This is a genomic window from Bradyrhizobium sp. USDA 4504 (genome assembly GCF_054063995.1).
Window position 1 is genome coordinate 5,507,559 of record NZ_JBSSGV010000001.1, and the last position, 23,104, is coordinate 5,530,662.

The 23,104-nt window shown below is 67.1% G+C and carries 21 protein-coding genes; 19 read left to right on the top strand and 2 right to left on the bottom strand.

Annotation, left to right across the window (positions count from 1 at the left end; translation table 11 throughout):
• Window positions 1-89: 89 nt before the first annotated feature.
• The 19 genes from ACVMB1_RS25910 (at window position 90) to ACVMB1_RS26000 (ending at window position 20,719) form a co-directional block, all read left to right on the top strand.
• A complete protein-coding gene (locus ACVMB1_RS25910; protein ID WP_456815373.1) occupies window positions 90-908 on the top strand; it encodes a helix-turn-helix transcriptional regulator in 819 nt (272 codons plus the stop codon).
• 120 nt (window positions 909-1,028) lie between these two features.
• On the top strand, window positions 1,029-2,039 hold the full coding sequence (locus tag ACVMB1_RS25915) for a branched-chain amino acid ABC transporter permease (RefSeq protein WP_141343035.1): 1,011 nt from the start codon (window positions 1,029-1,031) through the stop codon (window positions 2,037-2,039).
• 3 nt (window positions 2,040-2,042) lie between these two features.
• Window positions 2,043-3,128, top strand: coding sequence for a branched-chain amino acid ABC transporter permease (locus ACVMB1_RS25920; protein ID WP_253638794.1), 1,086 nt, complete (start codon window positions 2,043-2,045; stop codon window positions 3,126-3,128).
• On the top strand, window positions 3,121-3,903 hold the full coding sequence (locus ACVMB1_RS25925) for an ABC transporter ATP-binding protein (protein ID WP_016847809.1): 783 nt from the start codon (window positions 3,121-3,123) through the stop codon (window positions 3,901-3,903). The genes ACVMB1_RS25920 and ACVMB1_RS25925 overlap by 8 nt, the downstream gene beginning before the upstream one ends.
• Window positions 3,896-6,106, top strand: a complete 2,211-nt coding sequence (locus ACVMB1_RS25930) for an ABC transporter permease (protein WP_141343037.1) — start codon at window positions 3,896-3,898, stop codon at window positions 6,104-6,106. The genes ACVMB1_RS25925 and ACVMB1_RS25930 overlap by 8 nt, the downstream gene beginning before the upstream one ends.
• 3 nt (window positions 6,107-6,109) lie before the next feature.
• The gene (locus ACVMB1_RS25935; protein WP_141343038.1) at window positions 6,110-6,943 is read left to right on the top strand and encodes a phosphoenolpyruvate hydrolase family protein; all 834 of its coding nucleotides are present in this window, start codon (window positions 6,110-6,112) and stop codon (window positions 6,941-6,943) included.
• A gap of 24 nt (window positions 6,944-6,967) precedes the next feature.
• Window positions 6,968-9,862 carry a flotillin family protein gene (locus ACVMB1_RS25940; protein ID WP_141343039.1) on the top strand — a complete coding sequence of 965 codons (2,895 nt, stop codon included), beginning with the start codon at window positions 6,968-6,970 and terminating at the stop codon, window positions 9,860-9,862.
• 9 nt (window positions 9,863-9,871) lie between these two features.
• A complete protein-coding gene (locus ACVMB1_RS25945; protein WP_028338488.1) occupies window positions 9,872-10,309 on the top strand; it encodes an SRPBCC family protein in 438 nt (145 codons plus the stop codon).
• A gap of 3 nt (window positions 10,310-10,312) precedes the next feature.
• Window positions 10,313-10,756 carry an SRPBCC family protein gene (locus ACVMB1_RS25950; protein WP_141343040.1) on the top strand — a complete coding sequence of 148 codons (444 nt, stop codon included), beginning with the start codon at window positions 10,313-10,315 and terminating at the stop codon, window positions 10,754-10,756.
• A gap of 15 nt (window positions 10,757-10,771) precedes the next feature.
• The gene (locus tag ACVMB1_RS25955; protein ID WP_141343041.1) at window positions 10,772-11,590 is read left to right on the top strand and encodes an FAD binding domain-containing protein; all 819 of its coding nucleotides are present in this window, start codon (window positions 10,772-10,774) and stop codon (window positions 11,588-11,590) included.
• A 6-nt stretch (window positions 11,591-11,596) separates the two neighbouring features.
• Window positions 11,597-12,076, top strand: coding sequence for a (2Fe-2S)-binding protein (locus ACVMB1_RS25960; protein WP_141343042.1), 480 nt, complete (start codon window positions 11,597-11,599; stop codon window positions 12,074-12,076).
• A 12-nt stretch (window positions 12,077-12,088) separates the two neighbouring features.
• The gene (locus tag ACVMB1_RS25965) at window positions 12,089-13,681 is read left to right on the top strand and encodes a xanthine dehydrogenase family protein molybdopterin-binding subunit (RefSeq protein ID WP_253638792.1); all 1,593 of its coding nucleotides are present in this window, start codon (window positions 12,089-12,091) and stop codon (window positions 13,679-13,681) included.
• 2 nt (window positions 13,682-13,683) lie between these two features.
• Window positions 13,684-14,706, top strand: a complete 1,023-nt coding sequence (locus ACVMB1_RS25970; RefSeq protein ID WP_456814846.1) for a xanthine dehydrogenase family protein molybdopterin-binding subunit — start codon at window positions 13,684-13,686, stop codon at window positions 14,704-14,706.
• A gap of 9 nt (window positions 14,707-14,715) precedes the next feature.
• Window positions 14,716-15,597, top strand: coding sequence for an AAA family ATPase (locus ACVMB1_RS25975; RefSeq protein WP_028338483.1), 882 nt, complete (start codon window positions 14,716-14,718; stop codon window positions 15,595-15,597).
• Complete coding sequence (locus tag ACVMB1_RS25980) at window positions 15,594-16,712, top strand: vWA domain-containing protein (protein ID WP_141343217.1); 1,119 nt, start codon at window positions 15,594-15,596, stop codon at window positions 16,710-16,712. Before ACVMB1_RS25975 ends, ACVMB1_RS25980 begins: the two co-directional genes overlap by 4 nt.
• Entirely contained in the window at window positions 16,709-17,599 is an 891-nt protein-coding gene (locus ACVMB1_RS25985; protein WP_456814847.1) for an amidohydrolase family protein, read from the top strand. Before ACVMB1_RS25980 ends, ACVMB1_RS25985 begins: the two co-directional genes overlap by 4 nt.
• Before the next feature lie 51 nt (window positions 17,600-17,650).
• On the top strand, window positions 17,651-18,499 hold the full coding sequence (locus ACVMB1_RS25990) for an MBL fold metallo-hydrolase (RefSeq protein ID WP_026193286.1): 849 nt from the start codon (window positions 17,651-17,653) through the stop codon (window positions 18,497-18,499).
• Window positions 18,500-18,511: 12 nt separating this feature from the next.
• A complete protein-coding gene (locus ACVMB1_RS25995; RefSeq protein ID WP_141343219.1) occupies window positions 18,512-20,083 on the top strand; it encodes an isochorismatase family protein in 1,572 nt (523 codons plus the stop codon).
• Window positions 20,084-20,092: 9 nt separating this feature from the next.
• The gene (locus ACVMB1_RS26000) at window positions 20,093-20,719 is read left to right on the top strand and encodes an FMN-dependent NADH-azoreductase (RefSeq protein ID WP_141343220.1); all 627 of its coding nucleotides are present in this window, start codon (window positions 20,093-20,095) and stop codon (window positions 20,717-20,719) included.
• A 204-nt stretch (window positions 20,720-20,923) separates the two neighbouring features.
• Here the strand turns inward: ACVMB1_RS26000 and ACVMB1_RS26005 are convergent, their stop codons facing one another.
• Entirely contained in the window at window positions 20,924-22,297 is a 1,374-nt protein-coding gene (locus ACVMB1_RS26005; RefSeq protein ID WP_141343221.1) for a sensor histidine kinase, read from the bottom strand.
• Window positions 22,284-22,976 carry a response regulator transcription factor gene (locus tag ACVMB1_RS26010; RefSeq protein WP_028333329.1) on the bottom strand — a complete coding sequence of 231 codons (693 nt, stop codon included), beginning with the start codon at window positions 22,974-22,976 and terminating at the stop codon, window positions 22,284-22,286. The genes ACVMB1_RS26005 and ACVMB1_RS26010 overlap by 14 nt, the downstream gene beginning before the upstream one ends.
• Between the last annotated feature and the right edge of the window lie 128 nt (window positions 22,977-23,104).

Sequence of the window (23,104 nt, forward strand, 5' to 3'; positions counted from 1 at the left end):
TGCATCAAGAGCCCTGCTCACCCTTGCTTTCCGCGGGCGGATGATGAACCCTTGTCGAAAAGACAAGAACATCCCGCGGGAGGGGAGGCATGAGCAGGGCGCTTGCCGTCTTCCACGGCCGGTTCGGTCGCGCGACGGTCTATCAGTTGAACCGTCCCTTCAACGTGCATGCGCACCGCGAGGGGCATCTGATCTTTCATGTCGGCGGAACGCCGGCGCAGATCGACGTCTCGGAGCAGCGGCTGCTGCTCAAGGACGACACCGTCGTCGCGGTCAACCCGTGGGAACCGCACAACTTTCTGCCGACCGACATGGACCACGGCGCGATCTTCTTCGTGCTTTATGTCAACGCCGAATGGTTCGTGCCGCAGCCCGCGACGGCACAGGGCCTGCGGTTCGGCCGCACCTTCTTTCCGCGCACCGAAGCGCTCGACCGGCTGATCCGCCGCACCGCAGCACTAGTGTGCGGCGCGCCGTCGCTGCGCAGCCTCGATTGCGAACTCCGGCAGCTGATCGACTCCTGCTACGAGGAGAGCTGGCAGGCCGCGCAGGATGCGCGCGCGGCGGCCGCGGTGACCGATTTCAGGGTGCGCAAATCGATCAAGCTGATGTCGGAAAGCCCCGGCGCCGAGATCGAGCTCGATGCGATCGCGCGCGAGGCCGGGCTGTCGCGGCCGCATTTCTACCGGCTGTTCCGCACCCAGACCGGCGTCACCCCTCACCTCTACATGAACACGCTGATCATGGAGCAGGCGCTCGATGCGCTGGTGGCGACCGAGACGCCGATCGCCGATATCGGCTTCGACCTCGGCTTCTCCTCGCAGAGCGGCTTCACCCGCTTCTTCGCCGCCAATGTCGGCATGGCCCCGACCGACTATCGCCGCGCCGCCAAGGTGTTGCGGCCGTGAAGGAGTTCCGGAGCGCACGATAAAAGATACTGTCGATCAAATCCTGAGCTTACGCCCTCGGTAGGATACTGGACACGCGGCCCGGCAGACGGTCGCGACCAGTGAGGGAACGCGACGGAGATGGCCAGGTTCATCGAACGCCATCCGGCCTGGGCACTGATCGTGATCATCGCGGTCGCGGTGCTCGCGTGGCTGGTGTTCGCGATCTGGCCGCCGGGGCTGGAGGCCGCGATCGGCCGCAAGCGCGTGTTCCTGAACGCGGTGCTGAACGGCATCACGCTCGGCGGGCTCTACTTCCTGGTGGCTAGCGGCTTCACGCTGATCTTCGGCCTGATGCGCAATGTCAACCTCGCGCACGGCTCGCTCTATCTGTTCGGCGGCTATGTCGGCTACGCGATCAGCAGCTGGACCGGGTCGTGGCTCCTCAGCTTCATCATCGCCTTCATCGCGGTGGCGCTGGTCGGCGTGATCCTGCAGCTCGTCGTGTTCCGACGCATGGAGGGTCAGGACCTCAGGCAGACCATGGTGACGATCGGGCTGTCGATCGTGTTCGCCGATCTGATGCTCTGGGTGTTCGGCGGCGACTTCTACCAGATCCAGACCCCGAGCTGGCTGATCGGCCCGATCCAGCTGCCGCTGCTGACCGCGATCAAATCAACGGGCGAAGCGGTCTATCTGCAATACCCGCTGGTGCGGCTGGTGATCTTCGCTGCGTCCGTCGTGATCGGAATCGCGATGTGGCTGGCGCTCAACCGTACGCGGATCGGCATGATCGTGCGCGCCGGCGTCGACGACCGCGACATCCTGGCCGCCACCGGCGTGCGGATCCAGCTGGTGTTCGTGCTGGTGTTCGCGCTCGGCGCGGGCCTTGCCGGCATCGCCGGCGTGGTCGGCGGCACCTTCCAGTCGCTGTCGCCGGGCGAGGATACGCGGTTCCTGCTCGCCTCGCTCGTCGTCGTGATCGTCGGCGGCATGGGCTCGATCCCGGGAGCGGCGCTCGGCGCCGTCATCATCGGCCTCGCCGAGCAACTCGGCTCGGTCTACATCCCGACCTACGCCATCGTCGTCACCTTCCTGATCATGGTGCTGGTGCTGGCGCTGCGGCCGCAGGGCCTGCTCGCGAGGCGATGACAGATGTCGCTGCTGCAGAGCACCCAGTTCCGCCCCGACCCGTCCGCCAACGCGACCCGCCGCGCCTTCATCCGTGCCTGGCCGGAATTCCAGAACCCGGCGGCCTGGCTGGTCGCGCTGATCCTCGTGATCATGCCGCTGATCGCCAACGGCTTCTTTCTGATCGAGATCTTCGCCACCACGCTGATCCTCGGCATCATCGCGCTCAGCCTGATGTTCCTCGCCGGCTATGGCGGCATGGTCAGCCTGATGCAGCTCACCATCGCGGGCTTCGCCGGCTACATGGTCGCGGTGTTCGGCATCAGCGGCAACGCCAATATCAGCCTCGGCTGGCCATGGTGGCTGGCAACCCCGATGGCGCTGGCGCTCGCGACGCTGTTCGGCACGCTCGGCGGCGCGCTCGCGGTGCGCACCGAGGGCATCTACACCATCATGATTACGCTCGCGATCGGCGCCGCGTTCTACTACTTTACCAACCAGAATTGGGCGATCTTCAACGGCCACACCGGCATCAACACCGTCGCGACGCCGCAGTTCTGGGGCGTCGACTGGCGCGCCGATATCGCCTTCTATTATGTCACGCTCGGCGTCGCCGCGATCTGCTACTTCGCCGTCCAGTATGTCTCGCGGGCGCCGTTCGGCCTCGCGCTGCAGGGTGTCCGCGACAATTCCCGCCGCATGGCGGCGCTCGGCTTCAACCCCAATGCGCACCGCATCGCGGCCTACGCCTTCGCCGCCTTCATCGCCGCGCTCGGCGGCGTGCTGCAGGTCTGGAACTACCGGCAGATCTCGCCCGGCTCGGTCAGCGTCGGAGCCTGCATCGACGTCCTGATCATCGCCGTGGTCGGCGGCATCACGCGGCCGATCGGACCCTTCATCGGCGCGCTGATCTTCGTGCTGCTGCGGACCTTCGCGCTCGACGTGCTGATCAAGTTCGGGCTCGACGGCAACCGCTTCCGGCTGCTGATCGGGCTCGGCTTCCTCGCCATCGTGTTCTGGTCGTCGGATGGCGTGATCGGCCTGTGGGAACGCTGGCGGCAGCGCAATGCATCCTCGACGCAACGTTCAGGCGGAGGCCGCCATGGATAGCGTCGCGCAGCGGCTGTCCGTGGTCGGCGCCGGCGCGGCGCTGGAACTGCGCGGCGTGACAAGGCTGTTCGGCGCGCTGGCGGCGCTGACCGACGTCACCATCACTGTGCGGCCGGGCGAAAGGCGCGCGGTGCTCGGCTCGAACGGCGCCGGCAAGACCACGCTGTTCAACTGCATCACCGGTGACTTCCCGCCCTCCTCCGGCACGATCCGCTTCTTCGGCGAGGACATCACCCAGTTCCCGCCCTATGAGCGGATCCGCCGGGGCTTACGCCGTACCTACCAGATCTCGGCGCTGTTCCCCGGCCTCACGGTGCAGGACAACGTCTACCTCGCCTGCCGTGGCGTCTCGCGTGGCCGGTTCTCGTTCCTGCGCCCGGGGCAGAACGATGCGCTGATGCACGCGACCGAAACGCTGGTCCAGGCGGTTCACCTCAGCGGCGTGAAGGACCAGCGCGTCGCCGAGCTCGCACATGGCCAGCAGCGGCAGCTCGAGATCGCGCTGGCGCTGGCCGGCGCGCCGCGCTTCATCCTGTTCGACGAGCCGGCGGCGGGGCTGTCGCCGACCGAGCGGCGCGAGCTGATCGAGATCCTGACTTCGTTGCCGGCGCATATCGGCTACATCATCATCGAGCACGACATGGACGTCGCACTGCGCGTCGTCGAGAGCGTGACGATGATGCACAACGGCCGCATCTTCAAGGAAGGCCTGCCGCGCGAGATCGAATCCGATCCCGAGGTGCAGGAGCTTTATCTCGGAGGCGGCCATGAATGACCGCCGCGCAATGCCCGCGCTCGAGGTGAAGGGCCTCGACGTCTATTACGGCCATTCGCATGCGCTGCAGGGCGTCGATCTCACGCTCGAGTCCGGCGTGTTCTCGGTAGTCGGCCGCAACGGCATGGGCAAGACCACGCTGTGCAAGGCGATCATGGGCCTCGTGCGTGCCAGCGGCGGTTCGATCCGGATTCGCGGCGAAGAGGTCACGCGGCTCAATCCGGCACGGATCGCCCGGCTCGGCGTCGGTTATGTGCCGCAGGGCCGCCGCCTGTGGCGGTCGCTGACCGTCGACGAGCACCTTGCGCTTGCCGGCGGCCTGCGGCGCGGCGCCTGGACCATCGAGCGAATCTACGACACCTTCCCGCGCCTCGCCGAGCGCAAGACCAACGGCGGCAACCAGCTGTCCGGCGGCGAGCAGCAGATGCTCGCGATCGCGCGTGCGCTGCTGACCAATCCGCATCTCTTGATCATGGACGAGCCGACCGAAGGCCTTGCGCCCGTGATCGTCGCCCAGGTCGAGGATATGCTGCTGCGGCTCGGCGATGAGGGCGACATCTCCGTGCTGGTCATCGAGCAGAACATCGGTGTGGCGACGGCGGTGTCGCGCAACGTCGCCATCATGGTCAATGGCCGGATCAACCGGATCATCGATTCCGCCCGCCTTGCAACCGACCGCGAGCTGCAGCAGCGGTTGCTCGGCGTCGGCACCCATGGCGCCGACGAGACCGACGCCGAGCCAGCACCGGCGAAGGCCGAAGCGGCCGGTGCCCCGCAGCCGGAACGCAAGGGGCCGACCCGCATCTACGTCTCCAATCCCGTGCTGCCGACCCGCTGGTCGCAGCCGGTGCCGATCGCCCGCATCGAGGCCGCCGCACGGACGCAGTCCACCGGGGTCACTCGGCTCGAGGAGGCAACCCGGCAGCGACGCGAACCGACGACCTCCCGAACGTCCGGGCCACCGGTCGTCCTCATCGTCGGCACGCTCGACACCAAGGGTGCCGAGCTGCGCTTCATCCGCGATATCATCGCCGGCAGCGGCCTGCGCACGCGACTGGTCGACGTCTCGACCAGCGGCAAAGCGGCGAGCTGCGATGTCACCGCGCAGGAGATCGCACTGAACCACGGCCGCGGCGGCTCCGGCGTGTTCGGCGCCGATCGCGGCGCCTCGGTGACGGCGATGGCGGAGGCGTTCGAGCGATGGCTGCGTCGCCAGGGCAATATCGCCGGGATCATCTCCGCCGGCGGCTCCGGCGGCGCGTCGCTGGTCGCGCCCGGCATGCGCGCGCTGCCGGTCGGCGTGCCGAAGCTGATCATCTCCTCGGTCGCGTCCGGCGACGTCGGTCCCTATGTCGGTCCCGCCGACATCACCATGATGTATTCGGTGACCGACGTGCAGGGTCTCAACTCGATTTCGCGCACGGTGCTCGGCAACGGCGCTCATGCGCTGGTCGGCATGGTTAAGGCGCAGCTCGATGAGCAGGCCGGCAAGCAGCGCAGCGCAGGCGCGAACCTTCCGGCGATCGGCATCACCATGTTCGGCGTCACCACCCCGGCCGTGCAGAAGATCGCGGCGGACCTGCGCGAGGATTTCGAGTGCCTCGTCTTCCACGCCACCGGCGTCGGCGGCCGCTCGATGGAGAAGCTGGTCGAGTCCGGCCAACTCGCCGGCGTGATCGACCTCACCACGACCGAGGTCTGCGACCTCCTGATGGGCGGCGTGTTCCCGGCGACCGAGGATCGCTTCGGCGCCATCGTCCGCAGCCGCGTGCCCTATGTCGGCTCGGTCGGCGCGCTGGACATGGTGAACTTCGGCGCACCCGACACGATCCCGGAGCGCTATCGGCAGCGCAAATTCCACATCCACAATCCGCAGGTCACCTTGATGCGGACCACGCCGGAAGAGAACGAGCGCATGGGCCGCTGGATCGGCGAACGGCTCAACCAGATGGACGGGCCGGTGCGCTTCTTCCTGGCCGAGGGCGGCGTCTCCGCGCTCGATGCACCCGGCCAGCCGTTCTGGGACCCGGAGGCCGATGCAGCGTTGTTCCGCGCGCTGGAGCGCACCGTGCGCCAGACCGGCAACCGGCAGATCATCCACATCAAGCGCAATATCAACGATCCCGAGTTCAGCGCCGCCATCGTCAGCGCGTTCCGCCCCTTGCTCGGACGCGCCGGTGGTCGGCGGAGAGTGGCGAGGTGACCCATGGCCAGGTTTGAACGCGCAGCGCTGTTGAAGAAGTTTCACGCCATGATCGCACGCGGCGAGCCGATCGTCGGCGGCGGCGCCGGCACCGGACTGTCGGCGAAATGCGAGGAGGCCGGCGGCGTCGACCTGATCGTGATCTACAATTCCGGCCGCTACCGCATGGCCGGCCGCGGCTCGCTCGCCGGCCTGATGCCCTATGGCGATGCCAACGCCATCGTCGTCGAGATGGCCGGCGAGGTGCTGCCGGTCGTGACCAGGACGCCGGTGCTCGCCGGCGTCAACGGCACCGATCCGTTCCGCGACATGGATGTGTTCCTCGACCAGCTCAAGGCGATCGGCTTTGCCGGCGTGCAGAACTTCCCGACCGTCGGCCTGATCGACGGCACCTTCCGCGCCAATCTCGAAGAGACCGGAATGTCCTATGCGCTCGAGATCGACATGATCGCGAAGGCGCATGAGAAGAACATGCTGACCACGCCCTATGTGTTCAGCGAGCAGGAGGCTGCCGCGATGGCGATCGCCGGCGCCGACATCATCGTCTGCCATATGGGCCTCACCACCGGCGGCACAATCGGCGCGCAGACCGCGCCAAAGCTCGCCGACTGCCCTGCCCGCATCGAGGCCTGGGCCGAGGCCGCGCTCAGCGTCAATTCGAACATCATCGTGCTCGCGCATGGCGGTCCGATCGCGGACCCCGCCGATGCCGATTTCATCATGAAGCAGACCCGCAACTGCCACGGCTTCTACGGCGCCTCCTCGATGGAACGCCTGCCGGTCGAGCGGGCGCTCACGGATCAGGTTCGCAAATTCAAGGCGATCGGCGCGCGCTAGCCGCCGTGACCAAGGGAGGAAGAGATGTCGGGGATGCTGGTCGGTGAATTGATCCTCTGGCTCATCGTCGCAATCGTCGCGATCGTCATCATCGTCTATGTCGTGAACTGGCTGTATCACCGCTCGTCGAAGGAGGTCTCCTTCGTCCGCACCGGTTTCCTCGGCGAGCGCGTGGTGATCAATGGCGGCGCCTTCGTGCTGCCCTTCATCCACGACTACACGCCGGTCAACATGAACGTGCTGCCGATGGGGATCGTGCGCTCCAGGCAGGACGCGGTGATCACCCGCGACCGCATGCGCGTCGACATCGAGGCCGATTTCTACGTCCGGGTTCAGCCGACCCGCGAAGCGGTCTCGATCGCTGCCGCCACGCTCGGCCGCCGCACCATGGAGCCCGAGCAGCTCCACACCCTGCTCTCCGGCAAATTCATCTCCGCGATCCGCTCAGTCGCCTCCGAGATGACGATGGAGCAGATGCACGAGCAGCGCGGCGACTATGTGGCGCGCGTCAAGGCCAATGCCGCCGAAGCACTGGCGCAGAATGGCCTCGAACTGGAGTCGGTCGCGATCACCGATCTCGATCAGACCGACCTCGAATATTTCAATCCCTCGAACCGCTTCGACGCCGAAGGCTTGACCCGCCTGATGGAGGACATCGAGGCCAAGCGCAAGCTGCGCAACGACATCGAGCAGGACTCGATGATCAAGATCCGCTCCCGCAATCTCGAGGCCGAGCGGCAGGCGCTGGAGATCGAGCGCGAAAGCGAGACCGCCCGTCTCGAGCAGGAACGCGACATCGAGATGCGCCGTGCCCTGCAGCGCACTGAGGTCGCCCGCGAGCGCGCGCTGCGCGAGACAGAGTCGGAGCAGGCCCAGATTGCGGCGCGCGAAGCCATCGAGAAAGCGCGCATCGCCAACGAGCAGGCGATCACCGAAGCACGCATCGCCTCGGAGCGCGAGACCCGGCACAAGGAGATCGAGCGGACGCGGGCGGTCGAAGAGAAGGAGCTGCTGGCGCGCGAGGAGATCGAGAAGGTCCGGATCGCCAACCAGCGCTCGGTCGACACCACCCGCATCGCCTCCGAGCGCGAGGTGCGCCAGCGCGAGATCGAGCGGATGCGCACGGTCGAGGAAGCCGAGATCGCCGCTCGCGAGGCGATCGAGAAGGCCCGGATCCAGCAGGACCGCGTCGTCACCGATGCCCGCATCGCCAATGAGGAGGAGACCCGGCGCCGCGAGATCGAGCGCACCCGCGCGGTCGACGAGGCCGAGATCGCCGCGCGCGAGGCCACCGAGAAGGCGCGCATCGCCCAGACCATGACGGTCAATGTCGAGCGCATCTCCTCGGACGAGCGCACCCGCGCGCTGGAAATCCAGCAGGTTCGCACCATCCAGGAAGCCGAGATCGAGGCGCAGAAGGCGGTCGAGGCCGCCCGCATCGCGCGCGAGAAGATGCTGGCCGCCGAGCGCATCGCCGCCGACCACACCACACGCAAGCTCGAGATCGAGCGCAACCAGGCGGTCGAGATCGCCGGGATCAGTGCCCGCGAAGCCACCGAAGCGTCGCGGATCGCCCAGGAAGAGCACGTCCGGGCGCTCGAGATCGCCCGCACCCGCGCGATCGAGGAAGCCGATATCGCCTCCCGCGAGGCGATCGAGGCGGCGCGGATCTCGCAGGAGAAGTCGGTCGCCGCGCAGCGCATCCGCGCCGAGCGCGAAACCCGCGGGCTCGAGATCGCGCGCACCGAGGCGATCGAGGCCGCCGAGCTGAAGCGCCGCGACGCCATCGAGCGGCAGCGCATCGATGTCGAGCTGACGTTGGAGAGTGAGCGGATCGCCTCCTCCAGGACCCGCGAAGTGCTCAACATCGACCAGAAGAAGGCGATCGAGCTCGCCGACGAGGAGCGCGTGATCGCGCTCGCCGCCAAGCGCTCCGAGCGGATCGATGCCGACCGGCAGGTCCGGCAGGCCGAAATTGTGGCGCGCAAGGACATCGACACCACCGACGTCTCCCGCGAGCAGGCGCTGGAGGCGGCCCGGATCGAGCGGCGCCGTGCGATCGAACAGCTCGAGGTCGCTCGCAACCAGTCGCTGCAGGAGGCCGAGATCGTCGCCCGCGAGGAGGTCGAACGCGCCCGCATCGCCTCCGACCGTGGCCTCGACGAGGCCCGCATCGGCCGCGAGCGCGAGCTACGCAAGCTCGAGGTCAACCGCGAGAAGGATGTCGAGACCGCGCTGATGGAAAAGGCCATCGCGCTGCATCAGAAATCACTGGAAGAATCCGCGGCACGAGCCGCGGCCGAGGACGCCCGGATCCACGCCACCGAAGCGGCCGAACGCGTCGTCACCGCGCGCGAAAGCGAGATCGCAAAGCGGCGCAAGACCGTCGAGGTGCTGCTCGCCGAAAAGCAGGCCGAGGAAACCAGGATCGCAGCCGGGGCCGAACGGGTCCGTGCCACGGTCGAGGCCGAGGCGCAGCGTCTGCTTAACGAGGCCGAGAACGTGCTGACCGATCAGGCGCGCTACTCGCTGTTCCGCCGCAAGCTGCTCGACCGGATCGAGGGCATCGTGCGCGAGAGCGTCAAGCCGATGGAGAAGATCGAGGGCATCCGCATCCTCCAGGTCGACGGCCTCAACGGCAACGGGCATGGCAACGGCACCGGACGCAGCGCCACTGACGAAGTGATCGACTCGGCGCTGCGCTACCGCGTGCAGGCGCCGCTGATCGACTCGATCCTCTCGGATATCGGCGTCGAGGGCGGCAGCCTCGCCAAGATGCCCGGCCTGATCCGCGAAGCCCGAGACATGCAAGGCATCAAGGACTCCGCGCGCAAGAGCGGCGCCGAGGAAAAGCCGCCGGCGCCCGAGGGCGGCGGCGAGCCGGCGCGACCTGAGCGCACGCCGCGCAAGAAGGACTGAGCTCACGCCATGGCACGGGTTTACGTTTCCACCGTCGTCAACGCCCGCAACGACCGGGTCTGGGCCCGCGTCCGCGATTTCAACGGGCTGCCGAACTGGCATCCCGCGATCGCCGAAAGCCGGATCGAGGGCGGCGAGCCCTCCGACAAGATCGGCTGCGTCAGGGATTTCCGGCTGCGCAACGGCGATCGCATCCGCGAGAAGCTGCTCGGGCTGTCCGACTACGACATGTTCTGCACCTATTCGATCCTGGAATCGCCGATGGGCGTCGAGAACTACGTCGCGACGCTGCGGCTCACGCCAGTCACCGACGGCGACCAGACCTTCCTGGAATGGACCGCCGAATTCGACTGCGCGCCGGAGCGCGAGACGGAGCTCGTCAACAATATCGGCGGCGGCGTGTTCCAGGGCGGCTTCGACGCGTTGAAGCGGGCGTTCGGAGGATAGACCGTGCCGCATATCGTCAAAAGCACGATCCTGGATGCGCCGACCGATGCGGTGTGGGCCGTGCTGCGCGATTTCAACGGTCATGACCGCTGGCATCCGGCGGTCGCGAGCAGCGGCATCGAGCGCGCCCAGCCGTCCGACAAGATCGGCTGCGTCAGGCGCTTCAAGCTGAAGGACGGCGCCGAGCTGCGCGAGCAACTGCTGGCGCTGTCCGATCTTGAGCAATCGTTCAGCTACTGCCTGCTCGATACGCCGATCCCGATGTTCAACTACGTGGCGCATGTCCGTCTGCTGCCGGTCACCGATGGTGACCGCACCTTCTGGCACTGGGAGTCGCGCTTCACGACGCGAACCGAGGACAGCGAGCGCATCACGCGGATGGTTTCGGAAGACATCTACCAGGCCGGCTTCAACGCCATCCGCCGGCATCTGAAGGAGGCCGCGTAAGCGGAGAGCACCATCATGCCAGTCACGGTGAAGACCTTCACCAGCACCCATGACGCCGCGGCGGCGCTGTCCTCGGATCGCAGCGCCCGCTATCTCGGCGGCGGCACGCTGGTGATGCGGGCGCTGAACGAGGGCGACATCTCGATCTCGACCATCGTGCGCGCCAGCGACCAAGCGATGACACGGATCGATGCCACCGGCTCGCGCATCACGCTCGGCGCCGGCGTCACCTTCGCCCGCGTCCTGGCCGAACGCGACCTCGCCTTCCTGCACGCCCCGGCGCGCTCGATCGGCGGGCCGGCGGTGCGCAACATGGGCACCGTCGGGGGCAATCTGTTCGCGCCGGTGCCGTATGGCGACTTCACGGTCGCGATGCTCGCGCTTGATGCCACGGTGTCCGTCCAGGGCGGCCTCGGCGGGCGCGAGATTCCGATCGAGGAGTTCCTGCAATCGCGCGACCGGCAGGCCGGATCGCTGGTGCTGGCGATCTCCTTTGCCAGGCCCGGCAGCATTGAGGCCTTCCGCTACCGCAAGATCGCGCGCATCAAGCCCAACGGCGGCGCGGTGATCACGCTCGCGGCGCACCTGCCCGTTAACGGCAGCCGCATCGTCGGCGCCCGCGTCGCGCTTGGCTCGATGGCGCCGACGCCGATCCGCGCCCGTGCCGTCGAGCGCGCGCTCGAAGGCCGCGCGCTCGACGCCTCCACCATCAGCGCAGCTGCTGCGGCAGCCGTTGAGGGAACGTCACCCGGCGACAATGCGCTCGCCAGCGCCTGGTATCGCCGCGAGATCGTCGGCGTGCATCTCCGCCGTCTGTTGTCCGGTCAGGAATAATTCGTGATGGCCAAGACTGCCCTTCAATTCCAGCATAACGGCCGTGACGTCGCGATCTTCGTCGACGGCGGCACCAACCTTCTGGTCGCGCTCCGCGAACTGATCGGCGACATGACGCCGAAGTTCGGCTGCGGCCAGGGCGGCTGCGGCACCTGCAGCGTGCTGATCGACGGCGAGCTGCATCTCTCCTGCCTGACGCTCGCCGAAACGGTCGCCGGCCGCTCGGTCGAGACGCTCGACGGCGTCAAGGACGGCCCCAATCTGCACCCGCTGCAGCGCGCCTTCGCCGACAATTTCGCCGCGCAGTGCGGCTACTGCACGCCCGGCATGCTGATGGCCGCGAAGGCGCTGCTCGACCGCAATCCGCAGCCGAGCCGCGCCGAAGTGGTCGAGGCGATCTCCGGCAACATCTGCCGCTGCACCGGCTACGAGCCGATCATCAACGCCGTGCTATCAGCCGCTTCCGGCGGCCGGGCGCGTGCGTAAGGGAATAGTGCCATGCTGGAATTGCGCAAGGACATCTTCGCCGACGAGCGCGACGACGATCTGAAGGAGATCGGCAAAGGCACGCAGCGCCAGGATATGCTCGGCCATGTCACCGGCACCTCGCCCTATTTCGATGACCACAAGCTGCAGGGCATGCTGCATCTGAAGGTGGTGCGCAGCGCGCATCCCCATGCAAGACTCCGCCGCATCGACACCTCGGAGGCCGAGCGGTCGCAGGGGGTCCGGCGTGCGATCCGCGCCTCCGACGTGCCGCGCAACCTGAACACGCTGCTCAGCCTGATCAATTTCGGCAAGGACGACGAGCCCTCGCTCGCGGTCGACAAGGTGCGCTACAAGGGCGAACCCATCGTCGCGATCGTCGCCGACAGCCCGCGCGAGGCCTATGAGGCCATCGCAAAGGTCAAGATCGACTATGAGCCGCTGCCGGCGGTGTTCGACGTCGAGGAGGCGCTGAAGGCGGGCGCGCCCGTGGTCAACGAGGTCTATCCCAAGAACACCTTCACCTATCACGAGACCTATGATCACCAGCAGCTGCGCTTCGGCGATGCCGACCGCGCACTCGCGACGGCCGACCATGTGCTGGAACAGCGCTACCAGATGTCGCCGATCGAGCACGCGCCGACCGAAACCAACGGCTCGATCGCAGCTCCCGACACCAACGGCCGCTACATCGTCTACACCTCGACGCAGGCGCTGTTCTTCTCGGTGGACACCTGCGCGAAGATCCTCGACGTGCCTTCCAACACCTTCCACTTCATCGGCGGCACCGTGGGCGGCGGGTTCGGCGGCAAGGTCGATACGCTGACCGAGCCGCTCTGCATCCTCGGCGCGATGCTGACCGGTCGCCCGGTGCGCTATGTGTTCGGGCGCGAGGAGGAGATGCAGTACGGGCCGCCGCGCGGCGCCGAGCGCATCTACATCAAGGACGGCGTGATGCGCGACGGCCGCATCGTCGCCCGCAAGGTGCGCGCCTACTTCGACAGCGGCGCCTATACGCGGCTGTCGAGCTATGCAGCGGTGAAATGCGCCGCCCATCTGCCCGGCCCCTACACGATCCCGAACGTTCATGGCGACGTCTACTGCGTCTTCACCAATCGCACGCCGGCGACCGCGATGCGCGGCTTCGGCGTCACCGCGATGGATTTCGCCATCGAATGCCAGATGGACAAGCTCGCCCATCTCGTCGGCATGGACCCGATGGAGTTCCGGATCCTCAATGCGTATCGCGACGGCGACATGAAGGCGCACCGCCGCGAGGCCAAGAACACCGCGCTGATCGAATGCGTGCAGGTCGCAGCGGAGAAGGCCAAGTGGCCGCTCCGCGAAGACTTCAAGCGGATGTCGTCGCGCAAGGATGGTGGCGGCGCGCGAGCCGCCGTGACGCCGACCCCGCGCGAGCCGCATGCACCGCCGGCCTCACCATCCCAGCAGCGCACGACGTATGACCGCGCGCCGGCCGCGACCCGCGAGCCGCCGCCACCGCCGCCCTCTTCGCCGCCACCGTCGTCTCCGCCGCCGCGGCCGGGCGCGCCGTCGCACGGCGCCACCCGCTTCTCTTCCGTCTTCGGCACCAGGAGGCGCTGACCATGACCCGGCATCGCGGACGCGGCATCGCGTCGGTCAACTATCCCATCGGCATGAACCTCGGCGGCGATCCCAGCCAGGCGCTGGTGCATTCCAACCCGAGCGGCAAGTTCACCGTGGCGCTGTCCTCGATCGACCTCGGCCAGGGCATGAAGTCGGTGACGCGGCAGATCTGCGCCGAGACGCTCGGCGTGCCGGTCGAGGACGTCTATGTCGACACCGCGGATTCCGACACCGGCCCGCACTGCATGGGCTCGTTCGCCTCGCGCGGCACGCATCGCGTCGGCAACGCCGTAATGGCGGCTGCGCGCGAGGCACGCGGTGTGATGATGGAGGCCGCCGCCGAGGAACTGGAGGTGAATGCCGCCGACCTCGAGACCGACGGCCGCGGCAATATCCACGTCAAGGGCGCGCCGCATCGCTCGATCTCCACCAAGGACGTCGCCATCGCCGCGCAGTTCAAGCAGGGCAAGACGATCTCCGGCCGCGGTATCTTCCTGGTGCCGCTGTCCGACGTCGACCCCGAGACCGGCGAGATGTCGCCGGCGACATGCTACGCGCATGCCTGCCTGGTCGCCGAGGTCGAGGTCGACGACGAGACCGGCGAGGTCCACATGGTCCGGATGGACTCCGCCTATGAACTCGGCCGCGCGCTCAATCCACGGCTGGTCGAGCAGCAGCTGGTTGGCGGCGCCTGGATGGGCGTCAGCCACGCGCTCTACGAGACGCCGGAGCCTTATTATCCGGAGCCGGTGCACGGTCCGCGCGACTTCGTCGAATATCTGATGCCGGGTCCGGGCGACATCTGCCCGCACGACATCGCGGTGCTGGAACGCCCGGCGCCCGACGGTCCGTTCGGCGCCAAGGGACCGGGCGAGATGTGCGCCAATCCCGTGCTGCCTGCGGTCGCCAACGCAATCTTCAACGCGGTCGGGGTGCGGATCGACGATCTCCCGATCACGCCGGAAAAGGTGTTGCGCGCCATCAGGGCGCAAGGCGGCGCGCGTCCGCAGCCACGGCGCTGAGGTTTCTCCATGCCGGTCCGCAGCAACATCGTCGGCATCGACAGCCCAGAGGCGCTGGAGAAGGCGCTGCGCGCGGCCTATTATCTCGCCGACGACGGCATCGCGACCGCCTCCTATCTCTCGCTTGCGCTGGGCAAGCCGCTGTTACTCGAGGGCGCGCCGGGTGTCGGCAAGACCGAAGCTGCAAAAGCGATCGCCGCCGTGCTCGGCCGCAGGCTGATCCGCCTGCAATGCTACGAAGGCATCGACGCCGCCGCTGCCCTCTACGAGTGGAACTATCCGCGCCAGATGCTGGCGATCCGGCAGGCCGGCGAGGAGAGCATCGATATCTATGGCGACGCCTTCCTGATCGAGCGCCCGATGCTGGCCGCGCTGCGCGCGCCCGACGCGACGGTGCTTCTGATCGACGAAATCGACCGCGCCGATCAGGAGTTCGAGGCCTTCCTGCTCGAATTCCTCTCCGACTTCCAGATCTCGATCCCCGAGCGCGGCACGGTGCGCGCTGCAGAGCATCCGGTCGTGGTGCTGACGTCGAACCGGACGCGCGATCTGCACGAGGCGCTGCGGCGGCGCTGCGTCTATCACTGGATCGATTATCCGAATGCCGAGCGCGAGGCGCGCATCGTGATGATGCGGGCGTCCAGCGTCGCCGAGGCCACCGCCCGCGCGGTGGTCGCCGCCGTCGGCCGGCTGCGCCGCGAGCCGCTGAGCAAGGCGCCCGGGATCGCCGAGGCGGTCGACTGGGCCGAGGCCGCGACCCTGCTCAACAAGGGCGGCGCGCGCTGGCCGGACGCGTTCAAACGCTCGATCGGCGTCGCGCTGAAGGACGAGGAGGATCTGCATTTCATTTCGCCCCGGCTCGATGCGATCATCGCGGAGGCGGCCGCGTGAACGACGACCTGCAGCTGCCGCGCGCCGCGCGGATATTTGTTTCGTTCGTCGCGCTGCTGCGCGCCAACGGCTTTTCGGTTGCGCCGGAGCAGACGACGAGCTTCCTCGCGGCAATCGAGCTGCTCGGTCCGCGCAGCCTGGAGCACATCCGCCTGGCCGGGCTCGCGACATTGGCGCCGCCGCCCCAGCGCCGGGCGACGTATGACCGGCTGTTCGACATCCACTTCCGCGGCGCCGAGGCGATCGAGCAGGCCGAGGGTGAGGATGAGGAGACCGTTCGCCTGCAGGAGGAAGGCCGCGGCGAGGACGAGCCGCCGCTTGCCGACGAGGCCAATGAGTCCGGCCTCGCCGCGGCGCGCGCCGAGGCATTGGTCGAGCGCCGCTTTGCCCAGACCGCGACCAGCGATCCGCTGCGAAAGCTGTCGCGCGAGGCGGCAAGGCGCCTGCCGCGACGGCGCGGCCACCGGCGCCGCCGTGCACGCAGTGGTCCGTTCGCCGATCTGCGCCGCACGCTGCGCGACAGCGTCCGCAATGACGGCGAGGTGCTGCGGCTCGGGCGGATGCGACGCCGCCAGCGCCCGCGCAAGATCCTGTTCCTGATCGACGTCTCCGGCTCGATGAAGGCACGCACCGAGGAGAACATGAAGCTCGCGCATGTGCTGGTGCAGGCGGCCGGCAATGTCGAGGTCTTCACCTTCGGCACAAGACTGACCCGAGTCACGCCGGCGCTGCGGCTGAAGCGGCGCGAGCAGGCGCTGAACGCGGCCTCCTTCCTGGTCAGCGACTGGGACGGCGGCACAAGGATCGGCGATGCGCTGCAGGCGTTCCTCGCCGTGCCGCGGTTCGGCGGATATGCCCGCGGCGCCGCGGTCGTGATCGTCTCCGACGGCCTGGAACGCGGCGATCCGGCTGCGCTGCGCGATGCCGTGGCAAAACTGTCGCGGCGGGCCTGGCGCGTCAGCTGGCTGACGCCGCTCGCAACCTCGCCCGGCTTCACGCCGCAAACCGAGGCGCTGATCGCGATCCAGCGCTTTGTCGACGATCTCGTGGACGGCGGATCCAGCGCGGCTGTTGTCGCGCATCTGCTGTCGCTTGGAACAAGGAGAGCCGCGTGACTGGCATTGTCGACGGACATCATCACATCTGGCGGCAGGCCGATCTCGCCTGGCTGTCCGGCCCGATGCAGCCGCGCATCTTCGGCCCCTATGAGCCGATCCGCCGCGACTATCCGATCGAGGAGTATCTCGGCGACCTCAAGGGCACCGGCGTCAACCGCTCGGTCTATGTCCAGACCAACTGGCCGAACGGCCAATTCGAGGACGAAGCCGCCTGGGTGCAGCAGACCGCGGACCAGCACGGCTGGCCGCACGCCCTCGTCGCCTATGCCGATTTCTCCGTCGCCGACGTCCGCCCGCAACTCGATCGATTGAAGCGCTATCCGCTGGTGCACGGCGTGCGCATGCAGCTGCACTGGCACGAGAACCCGCTGTACCGCTTCGCCGCGCGTGCCGATCTCTGCAATGATCCCGTGATCCGGCGCAATGTCGGCCACCTCGCCGACTACGGCTGGAGTTTTGACCTGCAGGTATTCGCGCCGCAGATGGCCGATGCGGCCGGCCTCGCGGAGGCTTGCCCTGACGTGACCTTCATCCTGCAGCATGCCGGCATGCTGGAGGCACTGTCGCCGCAGGGCCGCGCCGCCTGGCGCAGCGGGATGACGCGGCTCGCGCGATGTCCGAATGTGGTGTCGAAGCTGTCCGGGCTCGGCACCTTCATCCATCGCAACGATGCCGCGCATATCGCCGGCGTGGTGACCGATACCGTCGCGATCTTCGGCGCCGACCGCTGCCTGTTCGGCTCGAACTTTCCGATCGAGAAGCTGTGGACCAGCTATCGCGAACTCGTCGCCGCTTTCAAGGCGGCAGCCGAACGGCTGAGCCCCGAACAGCGCGATGCGATCTTCAGCACGACGGCGGCGCGGGTCTATCGGCTACAGCCATAGCCGCACCGCGGGGTCGAACATAACAACGAACACGAATTGGGAGGGAGACAGATGCCGCTAGAGATCAAGATTCTGGACTATGGCGATATCGAGCTGGAATCGAGCTTCCTCGTGCTCGGGCACAATTGCGGCCGCACCCGCCGCGTGCTGACGCTCGGCTTCCTGATCCTCGGCGGCCCCTATCCCGTGCTGGTCGACACCGGCTATCGCTCCAACCAGATCATGGAGACGCTCGGCATGCGCGGGCTCCAGTTTCACGAGAACATGATCGAGAACCAGCTCGCCCGCCACGGCGTGCGGATGGGCGACGTCCGCTTCGTCTGTCACACCCACCTGCACATCGACCATGCCGGCAAGGACGACCTGTTCCCGATGAACACGACCGTCGTGCTGAACCGCAAGGAGCTGGAATACTCCGTCTCGGGCCTGATGCACCCGCAGTATCCGGCGCCGGACATCAAGCACCTGATCGACCGCCTGCACACCAAGAGCGCGCTGCGCTTTCTCGACCTCGAAATCACCGGCCCGGTCGAGCTGATGCCGGGCGTCTATTGCGACGCTGCCAACGCCCATACCGAAGGCTCGATGAACATCCATGTCCACACCGCCGACGGGATTGCGACGATCTGCGGCGACGTGATCTATGATTTCAACGACCAGATCGTGAATCCCTTTAACGAGATCCACGACGCCGAGCCGCGCACCACGGGCAACCACGGCACCAGCAAGCGCGCCGAGAAGGCAGCGATCAAGAAGCTGCTCTCGAGCTCCCGCTATCTGCTTCCTGTGCACGATCGCCCGGCCAAGATCGAGGGCGGCATGGTGGTCGGCCGCCTGCATGACCAGGTACCCGGGCCTGTCGTGCAGAGCCTGCCGCAGCGCAACTGGTTCCCGGCGTAGAGGATCGAGGCGATGACGCATGTCACGCTGCGCAGCGAGTTCGAAGACCTGATCGATCCCTACGCGCCGGTCGGCCAGGTCGGGACCGGCTTCGATTTCACGGAGGGACCGATCTGGCATCCGGCCGATCATTTCCTGCTGTTCTCCGACATGCCGGGCGATGTGCGCCGGCGCTGGGATGCGCGGCGCGGCGTCGTCGAGGTCAGGCGGCCATCGAACAAATGCAACGGCATGACCTATGACGCGGACCTCAATCTGATCGTCTGCGAGCACGCGACGTCTTCGCTGATCCGCGAGCGGCCCGACGGGCGGCGCGAGGTGCTGGCTTCGCATTACGAGAACCAGGAGCTCAACAGTCCGAACGATGTCTGCGTGCATTCCTCCGGCGCGATCTATTTCTCCGATCCTTGGTACGGCCGCATGCCGGTCTATGGCGTCGAACGGCCGCGCCAGCTCGGCTTCCAGGGCGTCTACCGCGTGCCGCCCGGCGGCGGCGCGCCGAAACTGCTGGTCGACCGCTACCTGTTCGAGCAGCCGAACGGGCTGTGCTTCTCGCCCGACGAGCGCATCCTCTATGTCAACGACACCGTGCAGGCGCTGATCCGCGCCTTCGACGTCAATGCCGACGGCTCGCTCACCAATCCGCGCGTGTTCGCCTCCGGCATCCGCTCCGAGCTCGAGCCCGGCCTGCCCGACGGCATGAAATGCGACCAGCGCGGCAATGTCTGGGTCACCGCGCCCGGCGGCGTCTGGGTCTATTCGCCCGCCGCCGACCTGCTCGGCAAGGTCCGCCTGCCCGAGCTCGTCGCCAACCTCGTCTGGGGCGGCGCCGACTTCCGCACGCTCTATCTGACCGCGACCCATTCGGTCTATGCGATCCCGACCAAGGTCGGCCCGCGCCACGAGCCCTATATGAGCGGCAAGCGCGGCGGCGCGGGTGCCGCTTCGTCCAGGCCTGCGCCGAATCTCGCCGCCGGTGAGATGCAGCTCGATCCGCAACGCTGCGCGATGATCATCCAGGACATGCAGAACGACGTCATCATGGACGGCGGCGCGTTCGCCGAGTCCGGTGCGCCCGCGCACGCCCGCCAGCAGCATGTCGTCGAGAATGTCCGCCGCGTGGCGGAGGCTGCGCGGGCGCGCGGCGTCGCCATCATCCATGTCTGGTTCGTCGTCGAGCCGGGCGCGCCCGGCATCACCTTGAACGCGCCGCTGTTCGAGGGGTTGGTCGACAGCAAGGCGATGGTGCGCGGCAGCTGGGGCGCGGCACCGGTCTCGGGACTCGAGCCGCGCCCGGGCGACTTCGTGGTCGAGAAGATGCGGATGAGCGCCTGGGAAGGCACCCGGCTCGAGACCATCCTGAAGGCAACCGGCCGCGACATGATCATCAATACCGGAGCCTGGACCAACATGTCGGTCGAGCACACCGCGCGCACCGGCGCCGACAAAGGCTATTTCATGATCGTGCCGGAGGATTGCTGCTCGACCATGAATGCCGACTGGCACAACGCCGCGATCAATTTCGCGCTCCAGAACGTCTCCGTCGTGACCAACGCCGACACCGTGATCAAGGCACTCGGCTAGGGAGGCGCGGTGCCGAAGCTGCTGCACCTTAACTGCTCACCGCGCCCCGATTCGGAATCGGCGGCCGGCGCGCGTGCCTTTCTCGATCGCTTCCGTCATGCGCGGCCGGACTGGGAGATCGACGCGATGAACCTCTGGCGCGAGCCGCTGCCGGAATTCGAGGGATATCTGCTCGAGGCCAAATACGCCCGGATCGACGGCAAGAGCTTCACCAGTTCGCAGCACGACGCCTTCGCAATCGTCGAGCGCCTCGCGCTGCGGCTGTCGCTGGCCGATCGCGTGCTGATCTCGACGCCGATGTGGAATTTCGGCATTCCCTACAAGCTCAAGCAATGGCTCGACGTCATCATCCAGCCCGGGCTGGCCTTCCGCTTCGATTCGGCGCAGGGCTATCTGCCGCTGTTCAAGGACCGCCCGACGATCGTGATCCTCGCAAGCGGCAGCGACTTCGTCACCGGCATGAACCGCGGCCGCATCGACATGGCAACGCCCTATCTGCGCGAGGCGCTGCGCTTCATCGGCATCAGCGACGTGCGCTTCGTACCGATCGGCCCTACCACCGGGCCCACCGAGCCGATCCGCGCCGCCCGCGAGGCGGCGCACCGGCGGCTGGTGGAGATGGCGGGGAGGTTTTGACCTGCTCTTACCACATCGTCGTCCTGGCGAAACCCATAACCACCGAATCTGAATGTAAACGAGATCGTGGGCCCAGCGCAGCATCACAATTGTCATTCGGGGTAATGGGTCCTAGGCTTTCGCCACGACGACGACGTGTGTTGACTGAGGTGTGAGCCGTGCATCGGCACCCAGGGGTAGAACCACAGACGCCCTCGGCCATCCCTACGTTTCCGCGGCGGGAAAGACCAGCCTGCACAACAATCCCGGCGCATTGTCGCGCAATTCGATCCGTGCGCCGTGCAGGCTCGCGACCGCCGCGACCAAGCTGAGGCCGAGGCCGTTGCCCGGCGTGTAGCGGCTCTGCTCGAGCCGGTAGAACCGCTTGAAGACGCGGTCGTGCTGCTCGGCGGGTATCCCGGGGCCGTCATCGGCGATCGAAATCACCGCGCCTCGCTCATCGTTGTCGCAGGTCACCGTCACCCGCCCACCCGCGCGGCCATGCTTGATGGCGTTGTCGACGAGATTGGCAATCGCATCGAACAGCAGGTCGCGGTCCCCGGTAACCAGCACCGCCCGATCGCCGGCAAGGTCGAGCCGGGTGGTAACCTCCTCAGCCGCGGCATCGTAGAGCTCGACCACCTCGGCGGCGATCTCGACGAGATTGACGGTGCGAAACGCACCCTTGCGAGCTCGCGTCTCGATCTCGGAAATCCGCGTGATCGACGCGAACATCCCGAGCACCGCGTCGAGATCGGCGATGGTGTCGCCGATCAGCGCAGCATCCCCCTCGCCGCTCCGCGGGGCGTGATAGGCCTTCTCGAGCCGGCCGCGCATCCGGGTCAGCGGCGTGCGCAGGTCGTGGGCGATATTTTCGCTGACCTGCTTGACGTCTCCCATCAAGGTCTGGATCCGGTCCAGCATCAGATTGAGATTCTCGGCGACGCGATCCCATTCGTCATGGCTGCCGCGAAGCGGGATGCGCTGGTCGAGGCCGGAGAGCATGATAGCGCGACTGGTCGCATTGATCGACTCGATCCGGCCGACGGTTCGCCGCGTGACGCCGATGCTGGCAGCAGCCGCAAGCCCGATGATCAGCACGACGACGGCAATGCCGGCGGCCCTGATCTGCGCCATGAAGCCGTCGAGATCGCTGATGTCATGGCCGACCAGCAGCCGATCGCCGTTTGACAGGGTTTCCGTCACGCCTCGCAGCAGGGAGGGGCCCGAGGAAAGCTGTGGCAGGGAGGCACGAAATTCAGCCCATCCCTTCTCGGCAGCGCCCGCCGGCCACTGTCTGAGATTTCCCGCCAGCACGGTCGATCCGGGACCGACTAACAAATACACATGATCGGCAAAGCCCTTGTCCGCGACGCGTTGCGCGATCAACGCGGTCAGTCCATCGCGGCCGGACCGCGCATAGGCATCATCGAGGCTCGCCTGCTCGGTCATGATCGCGCGGTCGGATCTGTCGCGCACATAGGACAACGTCGACCAGTAGACATAGGCGAAGATCGCGGAGACGATCAGGCCGAAGACACCGATGGCGATCAACGCCAGGCGGAACGTCGACGACTTGAGGGTCTTAGCCAGGAGCACGGAGGCAGTACCCGATGCCGCGGATCGTGTGGATCAGCGGATATGCTTGCTGGTCGTCGACCTTGCGGCGCAAACGTCCGACATAGACGTCGATGATGTTGGTCGAGGGATCGAAGTGCAGGTCCCACACATGCCGCAGCAGCATGGCGCGCGACACCACGCGGCCCTCGTTGCGCGCCAGGTATTCGAGCAGCTGGAATTCCTTCGGCAGCAGCGGAATCCTGCGGCCGCGGCGGCTCGCCGTCCGCGAAATCAGATCGATCGCGAGATCGCCGACCCGCAGGATGGTCTCCTTTGCAACGGTCTCGCTGCGGCGGCCAAGCGCCTCCAGCCGCGCCAGCAGTTCGACAAAGGAGAACGGCTTGACAAGATAGTCGTCGCCGCCGGCGCGCAAGCCACGCACCCGGTCGTCGATTTCGCCGAGCGCGCTGATGATCAGGAACGGCACTGCGATGCCGCCGTCGCGCATCTGACGCATCACCGTGATGCCGTCGATGTCGGGCAGCATGCGATCGATGGTGATCACGGCATAGTCGCGCGCCGCACCCTGGCTCAGCGCCTCGCGGCCGTTCGCCGCCAGATCCACATCATAACCGCTGGTGGTGAGCTCCTCGACGAGCTGATCCGCGGTTTCCGGGTCGTCCTCGACGACGAGAATGCGGCGGTGAGCACCGGTCATATTCCTGAACTCTCTGAGTTGTGTCGAACTCTCCGAGTTCTCAAACTCTCCGAGCGGCCGCCCCGCGACGATCGCCGCCAGACTATCCCATTCCGGGGCAGGATGGAACGTCTGGCGACGACCGCGAC

Coding starts and splice junctions, on each gene's coding strand:
- ACVMB1_RS25955 (WP_141343041.1), top strand. CDS start 10,772: ATGCCAGTCACGGTGAAGACCTTCACCAGCACCCATGACGCCGCGGCG.
- ACVMB1_RS25945 (WP_028338488.1), top strand. CDS start 9,872: ATGGCACGGGTTTACGTTTCCACCGTCGTCAACGCCCGCAACGACCGG.
- ACVMB1_RS25975 (WP_028338483.1), top strand. CDS start 14,716: ATGCCGGTCCGCAGCAACATCGTCGGCATCGACAGCCCAGAGGCGCTG.
- ACVMB1_RS26010 (WP_028333329.1), bottom strand. CDS start 22,976: ATGACCGGTGCTCACCGCCGCATTCTCGTCGTCGAGGACGACCCGGAA.
- ACVMB1_RS25920 (WP_253638794.1), top strand. CDS start 2,043: ATGTCGCTGCTGCAGAGCACCCAGTTCCGCCCCGACCCGTCCGCCAAC.
- ACVMB1_RS25995 (WP_141343219.1), top strand. CDS start 18,512: ATGACGCATGTCACGCTGCGCAGCGAGTTCGAAGACCTGATCGATCCC.
- ACVMB1_RS25925 (WP_016847809.1), top strand. CDS start 3,121: ATGGATAGCGTCGCGCAGCGGCTGTCCGTGGTCGGCGCCGGCGCGGCG.
- ACVMB1_RS25910 (WP_456815373.1), top strand. CDS start 90: ATGAGCAGGGCGCTTGCCGTCTTCCACGGCCGGTTCGGTCGCGCGACG.
- ACVMB1_RS25965 (WP_253638792.1), top strand. CDS start 12,089: ATGCTGGAATTGCGCAAGGACATCTTCGCCGACGAGCGCGACGACGAT.
- ACVMB1_RS25930 (WP_141343037.1), top strand. CDS start 3,896: ATGAATGACCGCCGCGCAATGCCCGCGCTCGAGGTGAAGGGCCTCGAC.
- ACVMB1_RS25970 (WP_456814846.1), top strand. CDS start 13,684: ATGACCCGGCATCGCGGACGCGGCATCGCGTCGGTCAACTATCCCATC.
- ACVMB1_RS25990 (WP_026193286.1), top strand. CDS start 17,651: ATGCCGCTAGAGATCAAGATTCTGGACTATGGCGATATCGAGCTGGAA.
- ACVMB1_RS25915 (WP_141343035.1), top strand. CDS start 1,029: ATGGCCAGGTTCATCGAACGCCATCCGGCCTGGGCACTGATCGTGATC.
- ACVMB1_RS25960 (WP_141343042.1), top strand. CDS start 11,597: ATGGCCAAGACTGCCCTTCAATTCCAGCATAACGGCCGTGACGTCGCG.
- ACVMB1_RS25935 (WP_141343038.1), top strand. CDS start 6,110: ATGGCCAGGTTTGAACGCGCAGCGCTGTTGAAGAAGTTTCACGCCATG.
- ACVMB1_RS25940 (WP_141343039.1), top strand. CDS start 6,968: ATGTCGGGGATGCTGGTCGGTGAATTGATCCTCTGGCTCATCGTCGCA.